The organism is Pseudomonas sp. F9001 (genome assembly GCF_013385435.1).
GTDB lineage: Bacteria > Pseudomonadota > Gammaproteobacteria > Pseudomonadales > Pseudomonadaceae > Aquipseudomonas.
In genome coordinates this window covers 176,809-194,501 of sequence record NZ_JACAPX010000032.1, presented here as the reverse complement: position 1 = coordinate 194,501, position 17,693 = coordinate 176,809, and the positions used below count along the sequence as shown (strand labels likewise).

The following is a 17,693-nucleotide window of genomic DNA, read 5'->3' as shown; positions in this document are numbered from 1 at the left end:
CCTCCTCCTCCTCCTCCGGGCAGTCAGGACTTGGTGGCAATACGGCCTCATAGCTCGGCAAGGCTCAACCACTCAGGCGGACGATCAGTGCTGGGTTTGAACCAGCCTACCCAGTGCGTTCAACTGGTAGTCGATGACGGTTTGACACAGGTGATCAGTCTCAAGACGGAGCCTTCGATCTCCTCGGCTGGTCGCCGTTCAGACGCTCGGAGAACTACAGATTCAGGGGCTTCTGGACGAGACATTGCCTGCCGAGGCTCGGAAGTTACCTCCGCCAAGGCAAGTGGCTGCGGTGGAGAAGCTCAGGGCGATTCGGTAACTGAAGGAGGCTGGTCTCTCTCAGATGGAGGTCAGCAAGAGGCTAGGGGTTCCTACGAGCACAGTGGGTAGGCTCTGGCACCTAGACGATTGATCAAATCGGCAATCTGGCACCCGTTGGTGCCAAATTGCGGAAAAAGCCTAGACTCGGACTTTAATAAGTTGATTAAGACAATATAGACTACTAACTCATCTTTCAAACCAGAAGCTTGTCCAGCATAGATTTAAAATCCTCTTGATACTTATTTTCGGTGTCAAATTCAAACTCTTTACCATGCAAACCTTCTAACATGCCAAGCAAAATGTTCAGCCTGAGCAACAACTTAGAAAGTTCTTGAATACGCCTCGCCTTCTCACTATCGCACCAAGTCCAACGTAGCGGTGTAACCTGCAACTGACTATATTCATCGTATTTAGTGCGACCTTCAGCAATAAGCTCATCCTTAAGATCTTCTGAAGTAAGACTTGACCCCAGCAAGTAACTTATGGCATTGGGATTTATACCAATATCTTCGATACATGCATGATATAGAGGGCTATGATGATAAAAACCAGATCGAGACTCATTGTAGCAAGCATCATTTTTCAGCTCTGCGAGAACTACATCTCTGATGGCTCGACAGTGTCCGGTCATGACAACATCATCAATCAATGTTTCGAAGCTAAATTTTGCAGATATATAAATCCTACAGAGCAATATTTCCAAAGCAGCCTCTACATCAGAGACAAATCCTGCAAAAGCCACACTCCTCTTATGAGAAGCTTCATGGGGAGTATTATGATGACTTGAACGACAATCTATCGCCAGACCGGGCAATCGGGAATGAATCAAGTTAAGTAAATCTTCTGACTTCGACACCAGGTTAGCACCAAGGGCTCCAGCAAAGCCACCATCATTAGATCCCTTTATCTGCCTCCATATATTATATATTGATGACCTCCCGAGCTTGAGATCCTTCTCCTCATGCCATTTATAGGTATCATCAATTTTTTTGTGCAACACCTCCACTAGCGGAGAAAAATCCAGAACAACCAAAGGCATTCCCTGCTCAGCCTTCGTCATCCGCTGCATATACTCACTGACGCCCATGGTATCAAGTTCAGCCACGTATTGGTGACTTTTGCTGTCAACCAGCATTGTTCTAACGTATTTCTTTTCTTCAGCCACGCTATGCCCTCCATGCCATTTATCCCGCAACGCTTCTATCACCAAATACCAAAGAGAATCAATAACTTTCACCTAACCCATTTACACCCTAAGCTATCCGACCATCAGCAAGACTAGAAACTTAACATTACAAACTTGATTTAAGTTATATCATATAGCTTGACTCTTGAAACTGTGAGTGCAATGGCTAGCAACTTCAAATAGCCAAGAAATTGAGGGATTGTGGTAAACGCTGCCAAATTAACTACCTCGGTGTACAAAATGCTTCAGCCGCTCACGCGACTCCAGCACCTGGTCGCGAATCTCATCTGGATCGATGGACATGCCTTCCTCCGGAGTTACCCCGAGCGTCTTGAGGCTGTTCACTGCCTTGACGAATTCACGTTCACGTTCTTTTTCCTACTCAGTGCGGTTGTCGGGGAATAACCAGGTGACAAGGCGATTGAGGATGATCATTTTCTGCTCCGATGAGTTGTGGAATACATACATAGGTGCCAGCCCCTGGTGGATCTGGTAAGGCACCTGCTGCCCGGAATGACGGCACTTAAGCGTAGGCTCACTCATCAACGCGCCCCTCGCTCAAGGCACAGAATCCGGCTAGTCCGAATGACATCATTGGAAATCCCTGTCCGCACTGATGGCTATATGATGCCACTAATGGCTGCTGCGCTCAACGCTCGGCTTATGGCGCCAAAATTCCATTCTCCGCCAGTCTAGACGCTATATTTGGTGGCAAATTGGCCTGCCACATATCGCCTTTTCGGCTGGGCTAATCCAGTTGGAAAACACGCTGTCGGGTAAGTGTCGTGTTGCCGCGATCCGCGCTTATTAATACTCGGCTCATCACATCAGCCAAGAAACAAGAGACACGGCATGAGCATCTTCGACACAGTTGAAAAGCGCGTACCGAGCAAAGCGAACTGGGCCTAGTAATCAAACATCTCCGCGAGCTTCGCCAATTGTCTCAGGACACCCTGGCTCAGCTCGCTCGCACAACCTATCGAACCATCCAGCGCGTTGAGGACGGATCAGGGACAAGCGTGCTCACCCTGTGGGCCTTGGCGGTGGCGTTCGATTTCAAGGACATCGACACCTTCACCAAGCCCATGACCATCCCTACCGACGAGCAACTGCAGGCGGCACGTGAGCAGTTCGAGAAGGGCTACTTGGTAAGCAAGGCTCACAAGCCCGAGTCAGGACGTTGCCTGGCCAAGCTGGCAGAGGAAACTCTGGGTGACTACATCGAACCGGCATGCGAGCTGTCGCAAGACCAGGCGCTCACCTTTGCAGAGCTGACGGACTATCTGCGGGACTACCGCGAATGTGCCGAGCACTACTCGGCACTGCACGCCTTGAGGTGTATGACGAACTGCAAGAGCTCCTAGACCGACTCAGCGCTTTGGGCGTAACGTTACGTTATACGACCAGACAGATAGCGCAGAAGAATACCTCAGAACCGCAACAGGAAGTACAGCCAGTAGGTCAGGTGCTCTACCTCCTGGGATTCAGAGAAGGTGAAGCGCCTGAAGAATTGGCACTGCCAAAAATGCTCAATTTCCGGTAACCCAAACTGACAGGCAACTGATAACAATATGAAGTACACATCAAACACCGCAATCGGTGATGCGGGAGAATATTTCTTTGCATATCAAATTTCACATGTTCTTGGCTGGCCTTGCCGACTATTTGACATCGACATTGGCATAGATGCGCAGGTGGAAATACTAGATGAGGATCGCAATAGCACAGGTAGATTTGTAGCCTTCCAAATAAAAACCTCAGCAGATGAGGAACCACAATCTTATTGGTACGTAAAAGAGAAGCAACTCAGCTATTGGCGCGACATGGATACACCAGTATTCATAGTATCAATCTCGCTCAAAACGCAGACGATGTACCTACATCAGATAAAGAAAAAATACCCGTATCATAAAACCGAGGGCGATTTAATTCGCATTAATTTTGACTTAGTCGGAGAGAAATTCAGCGATTCAAGCGGCAAACGGATCAAAGCGGCAGCAGAAGAAAGCATCATGGCGGCGATCCAGGTACATCTAACTGACGCTAAGTTAAAAATAGACGAAGTCAAATCAGTAATAGATGAGATGGAAGATTATTCAGACCCACCCTACCTCATTGAGGTAATGAGTAGAAGGGGCGAGGCCTACAATGATTTATTACAAGCTAAAACATTAGCTGCCAACTATAAAATAGGAGACCAACAGTGCGGAGAGGTGCAAATATATCTTGAAGAAACACTGAATGAACTTAGATCCTTCATGAAGGACTGGAATATGCATATAGACTGGGATGACCGAAAATACGGAAACGGTGAAATTCAAAAATTCATTGATGAGGGTTAACACCTTACCAATAAACTGGCCATCATCTTAATTTTGTACTTTGGGTATACTTAAGAAAAACTCGCATACATGATTTCGCGGATGGCGGTTCAATGATTACCGAGACGCGAACCAGCTCGCCGCCCGCGATATCCTCATCCCTTGTCAAGATTTTCTGGGCTTTGCTCTGGCAGTAGCCTCGGCTACCAAAGGATCTTCAGGCCAATAATGCTTGGGGTATCTACCTTTGAGATCTTTCTTCACCTCGACATAGGTGCTGCGCCAGAAGTTGGCGAGATCTTGGGTGACCTGCACAGGCCTGCGGGCCGGCGACAGGAGATGCAGCATCAGCGGCTGTTTGCTTTGGGCTATGCGAGGGGTTTCTGCCAGACCAAAAAGTTCTTGAAGCCGCACTGCTAGGATTGGTGGATGTTGCGAGTAGTCGATACGGATATTCGAGCCTGACGGCACCTGGATCGCCTGAGGCGCTTGGGCCTCCAGCTCCTGTGGAAGCGGCCAAGGCAGGAGGTTTCTGACTATCGAAGACAGATCCAGCTGGCTGAAATGGCTAAGCCTCGTGACTTTACCCAGGTACGGCGTCAGCCAGTCTTCGAGTGTGTCGAGGAGGTTGGCATCGCTGAGATCAGGCCATTTGCTTTGTGCCTGGCCACTCTGGATATCTAGCTGACGCAGCAGGTCGACCCGCGCCTGCCACTGCCGTAGCTCAGGGTTCCACGGCAGGAGTTCGATGCCCTTGCGCCTCACTAGGTTGACTAAGGCCAGCGAACGAGTTTGCTCATCAAGACTCGGCAGGGCTTTCGTCGACAAGATGAGCTGCCCCACCTTCAACTGCCGCTCAGCCTTCAGAACCCCTTCCCTCTCGTCCCAGTCGACTTCATCAACAGACCTCACAAGCTCTGCCAGCTCGTCATCGAACAGGGCCGGATCAAGGTCACTCGCCAAGTAGATTCGCTCTTCGCGCTGCCCTTGCCGGCTACCCAGGTCGGCCACCACCAGCCACTCGTGCTTGGTAAGAGCATCGGGCTCAGAGAACACGGCAGCTCGCCCGTTGGAGAGACGGTACTCAGATGCACTTGCACGTCTCTGCAGGCCGATTCGGTCGGGGTACGCGAACGCCAGGAGGCACCCTACCCATCTTGGGTGATTGGGCTCGTTGACAGGGCTGAAGGCGTTCTCACGCAGCAGAGATCGGTACTGTCGAGCAGACTGCTTCATCCGCTGAAAAGAACCACCGCTACGACGTGAATGTTGCTCGCCTGACAAGGCACTCAGCCTAGTATGAAGGTCAGCACCTGCTCCCCGTAGGATGTCCTTTTCACCCAAAAGCGCCGCGATGTTGCACGCTAGGTCATTCAGGCCCATCGCATTGCCTTTGATGAGCATGTGAGCGATCCGTGGATGCGCTGGAAGCTCGCTCATGCCCGAACCGTGTGGAGTGAGCTTACCAGCATCGTCGAGTGCGCCCAGGCGCTTCAGCAGGTCTCTGGCTTGGCCGAAAGGAGCAGATGGAGGTTGGTCGAGCCAGGTCATCTCTTCCGGCTTCATTCCCCACCGCGCCAGCTGGAGTGCCAGGGCTGCAAGATCCGCCTGCAGAATCTCTGGGGTGCTGTAGCTAGCCATTTGCTCGTGCTGCGACTCCGACCATAGGCGATAGCAGACACCTGGCTCCAAGCGCCCTGCCCGCCCCGCACGCTGGGTAGCACTGGCCTTCGAGATACGCTGCGTGTCGAGTCGGGTCATGCCACTGCGAGGATCGAACCTTGGTACTCGCTCCAGACCACTGTCCACCACGACCCTGACGCCTTCGATGGTCAAGCTAGTCTCGGCGATGTTAGTGGCCAGAACGATCTTCCGGGAGCCCTTGGGTGCCGGGTCTATCGCAGCACGCTGTGCGTTCAGGTCGAGGTCACCGTACAGCGGGCATACGATCACATCTGCACGGCTGCTCAGTTGCTCCTTGAGGTCTTCTGCCACCCGCCGAATCTCTGCCTGCCCTGGAAGGAAAACCAGAACGCTTCCCGACTGTTCGTTGATGGCGGCCAAGCAGGTGTCTGTGACCCGCGCATCGACTCGCTCGCCCTGCTGATGTGGGCTACCCCAAACCGTCGAGACTGGATACATCCGCCCTTCACTGGTGACCACAGGCGCATCATTCAGCACCTTTGAAAGGCGACCACCTTCTAGCGTTGCGGACATCAGGAGCAGCTTCAGCGGGGGCTCATCACGTAGCAGTTCGCGAGCACTCAGGCACAGAGCAAGTGCGAGGTCAGAGTCCAGATTTCGAAGGTGGTATTCATCGAAGATGACCACGCCCACACCGTCCAGTGCAGGGTCATCTTGAAGCCGGCGAGCCAGGATACCCTCGGTGACCACCTCAATCTGGGTTCGCGGGCCTACCTTGCTTTCAAGGCGAATTCGGTAGCCGACAGTCTCACCAACCTTCTCACCCAGCTCACTCGCCAAACGCTCAGCAGCCGCCCGAGCAGCCAGTCGGCGAGGTTCGAGCATCAGGATCTTCTGCCCACCAAGCCAAGGTTCATTAAGCAGTGCCAGGGGTACTCGAGTGGTCTTACCCGCACCAGGTGGCGCTTCAAGGATCACTTCGTGGCGGTTGGCCAGGGCCTCTCGTAGGTCTGGCAATACGAGGTCAATAGGTAGAGAAATCATCGAGGCTCCCAAATCAGGGAGGCAGTATACGACGGGCTATGTGGAGAGGTGATTCAGCCATGAGGCTGTGAAGGGAAGGATGGGAGTTTTTGACAAGAAAATGATGATTTCTGTGCAATCGGCAAAAGATGGAATTCGTCAAAGATAATCAGGCCAACGCCCTCTAACGAGGGATCGTCCTACAGCCGGCTCGCAAGGATGCCTTCAGTGACGACTTCGATTCGGGTTTTGGGCCCTATCCGGCTTTCTAGGCGAATTCGATAACCAACTGTTTCACCGACCTGCTCACGTAGCTCACTGGCCATGCGCTCGGCTGCGGCACGTTCACCCCACGGTACAGACCAAACACTGTGGCGATGCCTTCCTGGAAGGTTTCCATGGGGGACTTCCGAAAGGCTTTCTGCAAGGGTTTCCTGAAGGGTAGGAAGAGGCCAGCAAATGAACGCTCCGCTCCCTTGAAATGCATCACCAAGAACAAGATTTCTGACCTATTGTGACAACAGGTATAAAAATCCGAGAGAAGTACCTCTGCAACCTGCGTAGGATGGGCCCTGATCGCCACGGCTTTGTTTTTTCCAACCGCAAGCCTGTATTTCAGGCTTATAAATAGCGCAGTGTGACAAAATCTATTTTGTTGATCTTGTTTTGACGAGGGAGCAGGGTGAAGAAAGATCGAGTCGAAGCCATTCTGGAACACTGGGGCCCCTGTCTTAGCAACGAGCTGGCAGATGAGCTAGTCAGGCGGTTTCGGGTAAGCAGGCCGAACGCCCGACAATTGATCGTGCGATCAACCGCCAAGCGTTTAAAGGGTATCAGCTTTCCTCACCGCGCCTCCTTCGTTTACCTGCCGAGCCAATATGGGTCAACGCTTTTTTTCGACCGCCTTGTGTATGCACTCAAGCACACAAAGCACGCCTGCGGTTATGGGTTGGCTGCTCTCAAAGATCGCGGGGGAGTTTTGCCCATCGATCACTTCAAGATCGCGTGCGGCGCGCCCAAGATGCAAGCCAAGCAAGTCAGCGCGGAAAATGTCGCAGAGCAGTTGATTGCAGCTAACTTAGTCAAACGTGTCGATTTAGCTGGAGTCGGAGAATCGCTAGCCCTCGCCAGCTTTGACGAGGAGGACGAGCAAATTGCGTTCCTCGACCTCAATGCACGCCTGAAGGTTGAGGCCATGGCTTTGAATGCAGTCAGGGATTGGGTCAAGCGTCTAGGCATCGGGAGCTGGAACAAGGTGCGCGTCCGGGATGAAGGCCTTATTCCGACAGCAGGCCCCAACTACTGGGATCTTTCAGCACCCTCCTATCTGCATCCCTTGCTCGGGGTACCCGGCGTCGCCGGCACCCCAAGCTCCAAGTCGAGACCCAAACCCGGCTCATTTGTGTGCGACATCTACTTGGGTGAGAGGCTGACCGAGGAGGCTGCGAAGGCGTTCATCAAAAAATGCCTGAACGTGCGGGGATTCAACAAAGTCTCGCCAGTGCTACAGATGTTTTTGGCCGAGTCTTATGAAAAGGAGGCGGTGCACCTGATTCGTGCGCACGGTGCGATTGCCGCCACACTGGACTCGCTGTTGGGCACAGACGTGGCTAAGGCTCTGCACGAACTGGCGTCAGTACTGAAAGCTACCGCTCGAAGCTTGGTCAACCCTGAAAAAATCGATGCTCTGTTCGATGCCCTCGGGAAGATTGACGGCGCTGAAGGCAACCTTCGTGGCTGCTTGTTCGAGTATTTGTGCGCTGAACTTGCCAACGACCATTACCTCAGTCCAGACATCACCATCAATAAGTTGGTGCGCGGCTCAGATGGGGCCCGAGCCGAAATCGACGTGCTGGTGGAGACGCGCAAGGAAGCCATCTTCATCGAATGCAAAGGGCACTTGCCCATGGGTCAAGTGGATGATGCCGAGGTCGAGAAATGGCTGAAAAAACGCCTGCCTGCTCTGCGCGATTTCGCAAAAAACAACGAAGACATCCGGCAACTCAAACAGACCTTTGAGCTCTGGACGAATGCGGCTATCAGCCCTGCCTCGCAGATGTTGATCCAAGCGGAGAATGCCAAGACCTCTCGATACACGGTGGTGTGCCGGCAGGGCCCTGAGCTTCTGGACATGGTCGCGAATTCAGGGAATAAGCCTCTACTCAAAACCTACCGGCAGCATTTTTCAAACCACCCTTTGGCTGTGGCAGCTAGACGCAGGGGCAAAGTCAGCGTCGATGCGTAAGCGTCCAGCGAAGTCATCTAACCGTCAGAGGTGTAACACCCTCCAACTCGCTTGCGCATAGCTTCACGGATTGGCGGTTATCCAGCGGTCGACGCGCAGCCGGTTTTTGTTCACGACAAGCATGTGCCCTGTCGTGAAGCGCCTCACGAAACCAGCTGGGGGCCTCGGCTCATAGAGAGAACAACGGTCTCTTCCGCGCCGCCAATGTTCTCGGTCATGAACATCAGGAAGCTGACGATCACATATCGCTCCCCTCTCACGGTCAGCGCAATCGAGTAGCCGTGTTCTTCCTCAATCGCCGCGAGGTCGTCTGTCACGACCGTGTCGCCGCTTTCTGATCGCTGATGAATGTCGAAAAACATCGCCGCTTTGAATGCTGCACCGACTGGGCGAGCATCAAGCAGATAGCCGCTGATCCGCCCTTGAAAGGCTACTTTTGTCGCCTGGATCAACGAGGCTGGGAAATAAACTGACAAGATCCTCTACTCACTACTCTTTAGGTGGTTTAAAGCGTGATCACACACTGATTGTTGAAATCGACTTCTTCACCTGGATAACCTCGTGGATTCGAGAGGAATCTGATTCCGTCGAGGGTTTCATCGACTGGCACGTGCGTGTGACCAAAGATCCAGAGATCAATCTTCATACCCAAAAACTCCTGCCAGTCGTTGCCATAAGCGGCACGTAAATGCAGATGCTTACCGTAGTCGGGAACGAAGTGCATCAACGGCGGGAAGTGAGTTACCACCACCGTTTTCCCCTCGAACGGCTGCTCCAGCTCACGGCGGAGCCACTTACGAGACTCTTGCGCGACTTTACGGGTTTGCTGGGGCACCAATGTTCGATACTGTGGCTCCATTCGAATGACCTTGTAATCGTTCATCAGCGCACGGGCCTCCATCATCGCGAGGGGCGCATTGCCGGTGCCTTCAAAATCAGTCCAAGAGGTGCATCCCAAGAAACGAATGCCGTCCAAGGCAAGAGTACGCTGCTCCAGAAAATGGATATGGGGAGCCTGATGGTTCCCCAACTGACCGAGCGTTTTGTGCCAGCTGGCTTTGTAGAACTCGTGGTTACCAGCTACGAGAATCGTGTCCTTCACGAAGTGCTCACTGGCCCAGTTGGAGCTCCTGCCTTTGATGTTGATGTCACCGGCCAAGACCGCGACGTCATACAGCGATGGGTCAGGCAACTGGATGGGCCCGAACTCAACATGCAGATCTGACATTACGAGAAGTCGCATGATTTACCCCGTAGTGGAATGTTGACGCGCACCTCGGATGCAGCGCAGTAGCATCGAGATAGAAACGCCGCGCTATCCACAAGAAAACCTTGTGCTTCGCTAATTGAATCCGCCACCTGGCCATGACATTCAGTACAGCCCAACAATTGCCATGACCGTCTCAATGCGGGCTTTTTTTCGCAGCCCTTCCCCCAACAGGATGTAAACGGTGTTATGCGTTTCAAATACGGAGCCCTCAAACGAGCGCTGGAAAGTTGATCTAACCCAATCGCCAGTTAAGCGCTTATTACAGCTGTGGCTCAGCACATTCGATGCATACAGAACGTAGGGCTGTAAGCCGTCGCCGGCAAGCGACTGTCGAAATTCGTCAGTCACCGCGATCTCTATGAGCATCCAGTCTCTGACGATGCAGTAAGGCTTCCAGGACGGATGAAGGATCACCATCGCCTCAGCTTCGGCGACATCTCCAGCAAATCCTGCCAACGATTCACCCTCGCCGTTCAGCAGCTCTGCGACGTCTCTTAAGGCGTCAATCATCGGACTCACAGCCATGCTCAACTCTCGATTGCTTCAGCGCGACGAGGCTTGATCCCACCAGCAAATTGATCGCCCTGTTTCCCCAGCGTGTTAGCGGTTTCAATGGCGCCCCCCAAGTAAAGGTCTCTGCTGTATCCCGACCAGCTGCAAATCACATAACGGCTGTTCAGCGTTTGGACGACCTCACAGCCCTCGATATTTGAAGAAGCGACCGTCCGTGAGGTGCGGACGCTCCTGCCATCTGCAAATCGTCCCCGATCATCGCCGTAGATGACGCCAATCATCCCCAGCGGATCTGGAACTACACTGATGAGATACCCCGAAATCTGGACGCCAAAGTCAATCTTCATGGTCGTAGCGACGATCGTCGGTATGCCATCGTGCTCCTGAGCATCATGAAGGACTTCACTGTTCAACATGGTCTCGTCACCCGTAACCAGTCACTGCACATCGTGAAAAGGCGCCAGTGCACCATTTTTGAAAATACCAATGGACGACTACGAACAAATCACCCGTCTGCCCTTCGACGATGCAATACCCCGCTCGCTCGTACCGGCGTGCGACTGGAGTGATGTACGCTGGCAGCCCCGAATGGGGAAACGGATGGATCCCGCAAGAACAACGACCCGGTCATGCGCGGTGGGCGATCCAGTGCCCAGATGAAGAACCCCAAAATATCCTCGCCGGCCAAGTCCAATTGAGACTTGCGGACAACCTTTGGCAACTTGCTGAATTGGCAGTCCGCGCGCGTGATGCCGAAGCTCTTTATGTAGAACCGGGTGCGCTTTGGTTGCGAAATCTCATCCGAGTTCATGAACACAAAGCCCAAGAACTCGATACCTTGTCACTTGACCCCCTTGATTGAGCTTGGCCGGAATCACCGATTCGCCTCGCCCCCCTTGTCTGCAAAGCGCAATCACTAAACGCCCCCTACAGCCGAGCGTGGCATTCGCCTGCATCCATCTTCGAACTCGGTGGCAATACATCCCGCCTGAGTGTCCAGACTCGCGCACCCCGCCCTCAGCTCGAATTACCGCCCAATTGACCCGCTTGCTAGGCGAAAGCAGTGTGCTTGCCGTGGCGAGAAGCCATGCCAGCAATTCGTCGGTTTAACGATATATTGATACCCGTGCACAATCAGAAGCAGCAGCCGCGCCCAGCATCCACAAGTGCAGATACGGATTGCCTCACCGTGAATCTCACCCGGAGCCAAAATCGTCACTCGATCAAATATATAGAGTTGAGAGACGCAAAGCAAACACGGCATACCATCGATTTTGAAGGTAGGCCCAGTAATGTCTTTGCGTAACGCCTTGGCGTCGGTGACGCAGCTCCTGCGGACGGAGCGCGGAATGTCTCAGCAAGACCTGAGCGTCAATATCACTAAATCGCACGTCAGTGCCGTCGAGAACGCCAAAACGTCACTGACCACAGACTCCCTCGACGAGCTCTGCAAATCCCTTCAACTGCATCCAGTAGCCTTCCTTGCGCTCGTGTATGCAGCGCAAGAGCAGAGATCCGCCGCTGACGTCATCGCGTCGGCGCGCGCCGATCTTTCCAAAATGGCGTTGCTGTATGTGCCAGTCAAACCTGCCCCTGTGAAAAGAGCTCACCCGCGAGTTGAAGACGCCGAAAAAGTCACTCGCGCGGTTCAAGAACTCAAAGACGCAGGACACACGCGTGCTGAAGTTGCGCGAATGCTGGGCGTGTCGGAGCCTACTGTCAGACGCCACTGGAACCGTTCCCTGGCCTGAAGTTTGGCTTTGGATTTCGGTGATGCAGGCAAGCCTGCTGGAAGTTGGCGATCTACCAGTGTTCACGCTTGGAGGTTCCTGGCACACGACGAAGACTGGTGGCTGACGCACAGCCGGAAAAGCACGTCGAGGACACAGGTGCGTAGTAAAGCATCAGGTTGAGCGGTACGGGCTGAGGTTTTTTGGGATGTTTCTTACTGAACCTGCTCACCCCTAACCCATTGCCAAAACTGAGAATAAGATGACAGCGCATTCATCCGTCTACGCCAAATACCCTGCCATGCAATCCGAGCGAACCCTGGCCCTGTTTTGGATGTTGATCGCGACCCTCGCGGTTGCTGCCACTTTCTCCGGGCCCCCACCTTTTCTGCCTGAAGGTTTCGGCGCCGGCGCACTGTACTTCAGCGACCACATGCGTTTGCTCGCACTGGTGTTTCTTGGGCTCGCGCGTTTTGCTGTCTTGTCAATACCAACCACGGAAAACACTCGATGACCGGGAATGAAGGCCGCTTTAGTCGTCGCGCGAAGATATTTGCCCTATGTACAGTTCTCATAGCGGCCTGCGAAACCATATCGACGATCGCGGGGCCCTGGCTTACCTACCTCTACCCGCCTCAATCGCCAGATGGACTGAACCCTAAATTCATAGGCATGTGGCAGGAAAAATATGAGTACCCAGATCGGAATGGGCTTGTAGGATTTGAAGGCACGACGCAGTTTTTTGCTAACAAAACGTATACCGTCAGGGGACTGTTCAAGATCACAGCATTCAAGCCTGACTCACCCTCGCCGGAGGTCGTCAGTTACGATTTCAATGGCAACGGCGAATGGCAAGCTACGGACGATGAGCTTCTCACCAAGTTGCTTAACGTAAAAACAGGACTGATCGGCGTATCCGTCGCTGGCCAGCCCATCCCTGTGTACCCCGCAGTCTACGTCCAGAGCGCCCTGAAGACCGAGCTGGAACAAGGGCTGCTGCTGGCCCAGTCACAGCAGTATGACATCCGCAGCGTTAAGAAGAACGAGATCACCCTTGAAACAAATGGCCTGCACGCTGACAGTTACATCATCAACATGATTCGAACCAAACAGATGTACTTAAGGCAGCTGTAGCAGCCCTTGCAAGATCTCACTCGCCATTTCATTACATTGTTGGAAGCTCGCCCTTGTCTGAACAGTTCGTTAAGTCCCCCTTGGATTGGATCGACGTAATCATCAAGCTACTGCCATATGTGGGAGCGATCGCGCTGATGGTTTATGTGGTATTCAGAACTAACGCGATGTTTTATGTCGTTTACCGGTGGCACCAACTCCTAGGCGCCACGAAAGGCTTCCACAATAAATTTGCGCAGCGTGTGTGGGCTGACCACGAAGACCTCCAGCGCTTCAACCTTTGGTTCGGCCTGAACCTCAGCACTTCTAAACACATGGCAAAGCTGCTTTCCTGGTTGGATCGCCATGAACTGACAATCGAAGAGCTGTGTCGAGCTCGACGCTACTTCGACGCCAACGAGCTTGAGTTCAAAATCCCCTCGAAGCTGCGGCGAAGGACGGTTCGATCCTTGATGCTGCTCGCGATAATGTTTCTTCTAACTGCGGCCTATGTCTTTACCGAGACACGGTATGCCTGGCTGACGGTTAAAAAAACCCATACGACGTTCTGGGTTCAGCCAAATAGCGCATTCAATGGCAGTGGCAATTGGTTGCCATGGGCCCAGTCAGACCAGTGGGCGGTGGACAATCAATATTGCCTGTTTTCCGACGGCTTGGAGCCTTTCAAGGAGCAGTGGGATAAGGATGTCGTCTGCAGCCTGGTGCTAGGCAATTACAACCAGAAAATCGAACACATTATTGGTGAACAGTTTGCGACTGGAATGAGCGCTTTCGGGGCAGCAGTCGCATGCATCTTTTTTCTTGTATTCATCATGCTATGTGAGGCCAGCGCCCAAGGGCTTAAGAAGAAGATCACCGACGCGGAGGGTAGCGGTCTGTAGGGCGACCTCAATCCAGATGATTAGGCGGCTTGGAGCTCCTCGGTTGTTGCGTAGAAATAGTAGGAGATACCGTCATAGTTCTCGTACCAGAAACCATGCCTGTCGGCGATCTGATCAAACTGAGTCCGCGAAGGGGGATTCAAGTCGCCATCCAGCATCTGTGCTAAAGGGCCAGAACTGTATAAAACAAAGGTCACCGCATCTTGGCCGGGCTCACCATCGACCCGCTCGCGTAGGTAGTAAAGCCACTCTCGTACCAGCTATCGTGAGACACAGCCCACGCCCTGAGATCGGCCTGCGCGTTAGCGATCCGTTTCTCCAGCTCTGCGTCTGAGTAAACCACTACGCTCATTTCGTCCAACCACTCCTGAGCTCTACAGTTTTAGGCTGGCCTCGCCGTACCTGCGAGACCAACCCTCGTTGCATATCAGATCAAGTCAGCCCTAGTGACATCTTGCAGACCATCCCAACCTTCAGTGGTCATATCGTCCCAGCTGTCGCACTACGCTGCGCATGACGTCAATTAGCCAATTTAGCTTGCGGTAAAAGTTGTCGGCATCAACCAAGAAGCCGAGACGCCCACCAATCTCGTTTCGCTCGCTGACCAATGCCATGTACTCAGCCCGTTGAGTCAAACCCGCAACAATCATGCCCTGCTGCATCATGGTCAGTTTACGGTGACGGTCGATGTCCGCAGCGAAGCGCACAAAGTAGCGATTATTGAGCAGACGATGCCGACTCAGCATCAGGCAGTAGGCGCTACATCCCGCCAAGAACACCTTAATCATGCTGATGTGAATGCCAACAAACGCGCTCAGATAATCCGCCAGTTGCGGTGTCTTGTAGCATGCAGCGCCGTACAAAACCGGCCACATGGCAATCGCAAACAGGGCCTGGCTGGTAGGAGGAGTGGCAAACGCTTGGCTAAAAATGCGACGCCGTAGATTCATTGAAGCTCCTAGTGGCAATGTTCGATTCAGCTGAAAGTGGGGCCTAGCTGAGTCAGCTTCTACTTCACGCCTCGACGTCGCAAGCCAAAACCAAGGGTCGCTTTCTCGAATCCGATCAGAACGCTGCCGGACGCGGAGGCGAGAATCCTTGGTTGTTGTTCACTATACGCAGCCAGGCCCTAAGCGCCGCTTTCATGTCAATCCAATATCAAAGTCAATGCCTTGGCGAAACCCTAGCTGCAACCAAGCCTGGGCGCTATTGGTGCGGGCACAGCGTGAGGTATTTGGGTTCAGATCGGAACAATAGATCAGAGCAAAAAGGAGGCAGGAGATACAAAACCGCAACTATCTGCTACACCTCTTGGGTATACGTACGCTGAGGATGCGCGACTGCCACCGTTCGCCAGTCCTAGGCAGTCACCGGGGAGAGGTTGATCACCAAGCACAGAAATTTACCACTTGCCACACGAACTGTTCATGCATACAGTACAGATAAGCAAGGGCGTCGACCGCATGACCGTTTAGGGAATCGAGTCGCCCAGGCAGGCAAAACTCATATAAGCTTTGCCGCCCGAAAAACTTCCACGTCCGTCAATGTCCAACGTCCGTCGCTAAGCGACAGGTAGGATTCACATGAGCAAGTGGCATCACAATCTGAGGCTCTCACCGCCTCGATGCACATTCTGCGGCGCCACATGGCAGCCTGCGGAAGGCGTTGATGCGCTCGCCAGTTATTGCCCCAGCTGCGCCGATACTCGCCGTGCAGCCGCTCAGGCTCATTTCCAGCTCAAACCCCTGAGCGCTGCAGACTTTGTCGACGGGTACCTTCTGCCCCGCCGCATGCGTACTGCCGCTGGCTAGCATCGCACGTTACCCGAAGTACTTTTCCAGCTCCCGATCAACCTGTATGCGGCCTATCACACCCTGCGACGCGCCCAAGGTTTTATTACGCCCGTCGCCCAGCGGCTGACTCCACGCTCTCCACTCATGGCGCCGCTCAGCGTGCATCGTCCATTCCACCACGTTCAGCCGCTTGGGGGACTGCAGCTCCCAACGCACCAGGTCTGGAGTGATGTTGGGCACCGTCCACAAGGGTTCGATGGGAAGGTCTGCAATGGCGTTCAAGGCTTCTTGACTGGAAACGTAGCGGGCAGCAGGATCGTCCGCCAGCATCTTGCGAATAACCCTACGCCAGCGCTTAGGGACATGGGGAAGCCAGCGCAAGCGATCGGCGAGACCGCCTTGGGCCACGATATCTGCAGGAGCTTCATTCTGCAGGATGTACCAGACTTCACCATGTAACAGCCTGAAGAGCGTCATACCCAGCGCCCATATGTCTGTCCTGATGCTCGTCGGCCCGCCCTGCCAGACCTCAAATGCGATGTGATCGGCGTACCCGGCAGCCGAGCCATATCCCAGAAGTAATCTGTCCGTGACCAGCCCGAAATCACCGAGCTTCGCCATCCCTGTGTGATCAAGCAGAATGTTGCCGGGCTTTATATCCCTGTGCAGCATTGCCCGTCCGTGAAGCGACCCCAAGCCAATGAGGACATCCGTTGCCGCCTTACGCACCGCTGCAAGGGTCATCGGCCCTGCCTGATATCGGGTGTGCAAAGACCCCCCGGGGCAGTAAGTCATGGTGAAGCGAATCGAGTCACCGAGATCCTCAATACCAAAGACCTGCACAACGTTGCGGTGGGTCGCAGTTGACAGATGCCGCGCCTCGGCGAGAAATTCCCTTTTGGTATCCACCCACTCTTCGTCGGTCTCTTCCGGCTTGCGTGACATGACCTTGACCGCCACCTCACCATGAACACCGTCTCGCGCCAGATACACATCGCCAAAGGCACCGCTCCCTAGATGCCTGATGATCTCCAGTTCCGGAACGACGCGGCTCATGGACGAGCCCTGTGAGCCACTACCAGCATGGCAGCCTCACGACTGCCCTTGCGAAGGTTCGCGCCTTCGAGGTGCTCATCCCAGAAAGCATCGTCTTTAACGCAGTCATCAACCTTCCGGCCATAGGTTCGGCTGATCACGTCTTTCTTGAGCACTCTGGTCTCACAGGTCGAGGCTGCCGCACACATGATAATCCCGCGAAGCTCTGCACCTTCGAGCAGGCCCTTGCTCGCCCCGCCTTGCGATGGCGCGCTGCCCTTGATCACTACCTGGTCAACCTTGTTCCCTTCAAGGAAATCCCTGCAGCGATGGAGGATCGTGTCGTATGCCTTGGAGCGGTCGCCCGAAGGCAGCTTCCAGGTTTCGTCTCGAATCAGGGTGATGGGGGCTTTTGGGTCGTCCGGGATAGTGGTATCGACTACTGTTACCTCATTTGCAACCACAGCCAACGCTACGCAACGAGTTGCCATGTACTTTTCCTTGTGAAGGCAATTAAATATCATCCATGGTATTACAGAGTTGAACGTCGTCAAGCCGTCTCCGGTCGGTGATTTCGCCTCGTCGTTAATGATTTCG

15 protein-coding genes and 2 pseudogenes are annotated in these 17,693 nt (G+C 53.6%); 7 read left to right on the top strand and 10 right to left on the bottom strand.

Annotation, left to right across the window (positions count from 1 at the left end; all coding sequences use genetic code 11):
- Window positions 1-514: 514 nt before the first annotated feature.
- On the bottom strand, window positions 515-1,558 hold the full coding sequence (locus tag HX818_RS25585) for a hypothetical protein (protein ID WP_177020951.1): 1,044 nt from the start codon (window positions 1,556-1,558) through the stop codon (window positions 515-517).
- Between the two features lie 887 nt (window positions 1,559-2,445).
- Between HX818_RS25585 and HX818_RS31325 the strand changes: the two are divergent.
- The 3 genes and pseudogenes from HX818_RS31325 to HX818_RS25575 form a co-directional block, all read left to right on the top strand.
- Window positions 2,446-2,517, top strand: a pseudogene (locus HX818_RS31325) (XRE family transcriptional regulator); the annotation flags it as partial.
- Window positions 2,518-2,526: 9 nt separating this feature from the next.
- Window positions 2,527-2,871 (top strand): hypothetical protein, encoded by a 345-nt coding sequence (locus HX818_RS31320; protein WP_256346382.1) that lies wholly within the window; start codon window positions 2,527-2,529, stop codon window positions 2,869-2,871.
- A 207-nt stretch (window positions 2,872-3,078) separates the two neighbouring features.
- Window positions 3,079-3,849, top strand: a complete 771-nt coding sequence (locus tag HX818_RS25575) for a DUF4365 domain-containing protein (protein ID WP_087693567.1) — start codon at window positions 3,079-3,081, stop codon at window positions 3,847-3,849.
- A gap of 144 nt (window positions 3,850-3,993) precedes the next feature.
- Here HX818_RS25575 and hrpB read toward each other — a convergent pair whose 3' ends face one another.
- A complete protein-coding gene (hrpB, locus tag HX818_RS25570) occupies window positions 3,994-6,516 on the bottom strand; it encodes an ATP-dependent helicase HrpB (RefSeq protein WP_177020950.1) in 2,523 nt (840 codons plus the stop codon).
- 182 nt (window positions 6,517-6,698) lie between these two features.
- Window positions 6,699-6,839 (bottom strand): annotated as a pseudogene (locus HX818_RS31555) (ATP-dependent helicase); the annotation flags it as partial.
- A gap of 338 nt (window positions 6,840-7,177) precedes the next feature.
- Between HX818_RS31555 and HX818_RS25565 the strand changes: the two are divergent.
- The gene (locus HX818_RS25565) at window positions 7,178-8,740 is read left to right on the top strand and encodes a hypothetical protein (RefSeq protein ID WP_177020949.1); all 1,563 of its coding nucleotides are present in this window, start codon (window positions 7,178-7,180) and stop codon (window positions 8,738-8,740) included.
- 143 nt (window positions 8,741-8,883) lie between these two features.
- On the opposite strand, the gene HX818_RS25560 is transcribed toward HX818_RS25565, so the two are convergent.
- From HX818_RS25560 to HX818_RS25545, 4 genes are all read right to left on the bottom strand, one after another.
- Window positions 8,884-9,216 carry a hypothetical protein gene (locus HX818_RS25560; protein ID WP_087693570.1) on the bottom strand — a complete coding sequence of 111 codons (333 nt, stop codon included), beginning with the start codon at window positions 9,214-9,216 and terminating at the stop codon, window positions 8,884-8,886.
- 29 nt (window positions 9,217-9,245) lie between these two features.
- Window positions 9,246-9,983, bottom strand: a complete 738-nt coding sequence (locus HX818_RS25555; protein ID WP_087693571.1) for a metallophosphoesterase — start codon at window positions 9,981-9,983, stop codon at window positions 9,246-9,248.
- A 129-nt stretch (window positions 9,984-10,112) separates the two neighbouring features.
- Entirely contained in the window at window positions 10,113-10,535 is a 423-nt protein-coding gene (locus tag HX818_RS25550; protein ID WP_177020948.1) for a hypothetical protein, read from the bottom strand.
- Between the two features lie 2 nt (window positions 10,536-10,537).
- On the bottom strand, window positions 10,538-10,939 hold the full coding sequence (locus HX818_RS25545; protein WP_087693573.1) for a hypothetical protein: 402 nt from the start codon (window positions 10,937-10,939) through the stop codon (window positions 10,538-10,540).
- Between the two features lie 876 nt (window positions 10,940-11,815).
- On the opposite strand from HX818_RS25545, the gene HX818_RS25540 reads away from it, so the two are divergent.
- The 3 genes from HX818_RS25540 (at window position 11,816) to HX818_RS25530 (ending at window position 14,268) form a co-directional block, all read left to right on the top strand.
- Window positions 11,816-12,274 (top strand): transcriptional regulator, encoded by a 459-nt coding sequence (locus HX818_RS25540; RefSeq protein WP_087693574.1) that lies wholly within the window; start codon window positions 11,816-11,818, stop codon window positions 12,272-12,274.
- Between the two features lie 489 nt (window positions 12,275-12,763).
- Complete coding sequence (locus HX818_RS25535) at window positions 12,764-13,387, top strand: hypothetical protein (RefSeq protein ID WP_087693576.1); 624 nt, start codon at window positions 12,764-12,766, stop codon at window positions 13,385-13,387.
- Window positions 13,388-13,440: 53 nt separating this feature from the next.
- The gene (locus HX818_RS25530; RefSeq protein ID WP_087693577.1) at window positions 13,441-14,268 is read left to right on the top strand and encodes a DUF6216 family protein; all 828 of its coding nucleotides are present in this window, start codon (window positions 13,441-13,443) and stop codon (window positions 14,266-14,268) included.
- A gap of 473 nt (window positions 14,269-14,741) precedes the next feature.
- Here the strand turns inward: HX818_RS25530 and HX818_RS25525 are convergent, their stop codons facing one another.
- The 3 genes from HX818_RS25525 to HX818_RS25515 all read right to left on the bottom strand — a co-directional run bounded on the left by HX818_RS25525 (window position 14,742) and on the right by HX818_RS25515 (window position 17,650).
- Window positions 14,742-15,218 (bottom strand): hypothetical protein, encoded by a 477-nt coding sequence (locus HX818_RS25525; RefSeq protein ID WP_087693578.1) that lies wholly within the window; start codon window positions 15,216-15,218, stop codon window positions 14,742-14,744.
- Window positions 15,219-16,088: 870 nt separating this feature from the next.
- Window positions 16,089-17,117, bottom strand: a complete 1,029-nt coding sequence (locus HX818_RS25520) for a serine/threonine-protein kinase (protein WP_177020947.1) — start codon at window positions 17,115-17,117, stop codon at window positions 16,089-16,091.
- Window positions 17,114-17,650 (bottom strand): hypothetical protein, encoded by a 537-nt coding sequence (locus HX818_RS25515; RefSeq protein WP_256346376.1) that lies wholly within the window; start codon window positions 17,648-17,650, stop codon window positions 17,114-17,116. The genes HX818_RS25520 and HX818_RS25515 overlap by 4 nt, the downstream gene beginning before the upstream one ends.
- Between the last annotated feature and the right edge of the window lie 43 nt (window positions 17,651-17,693).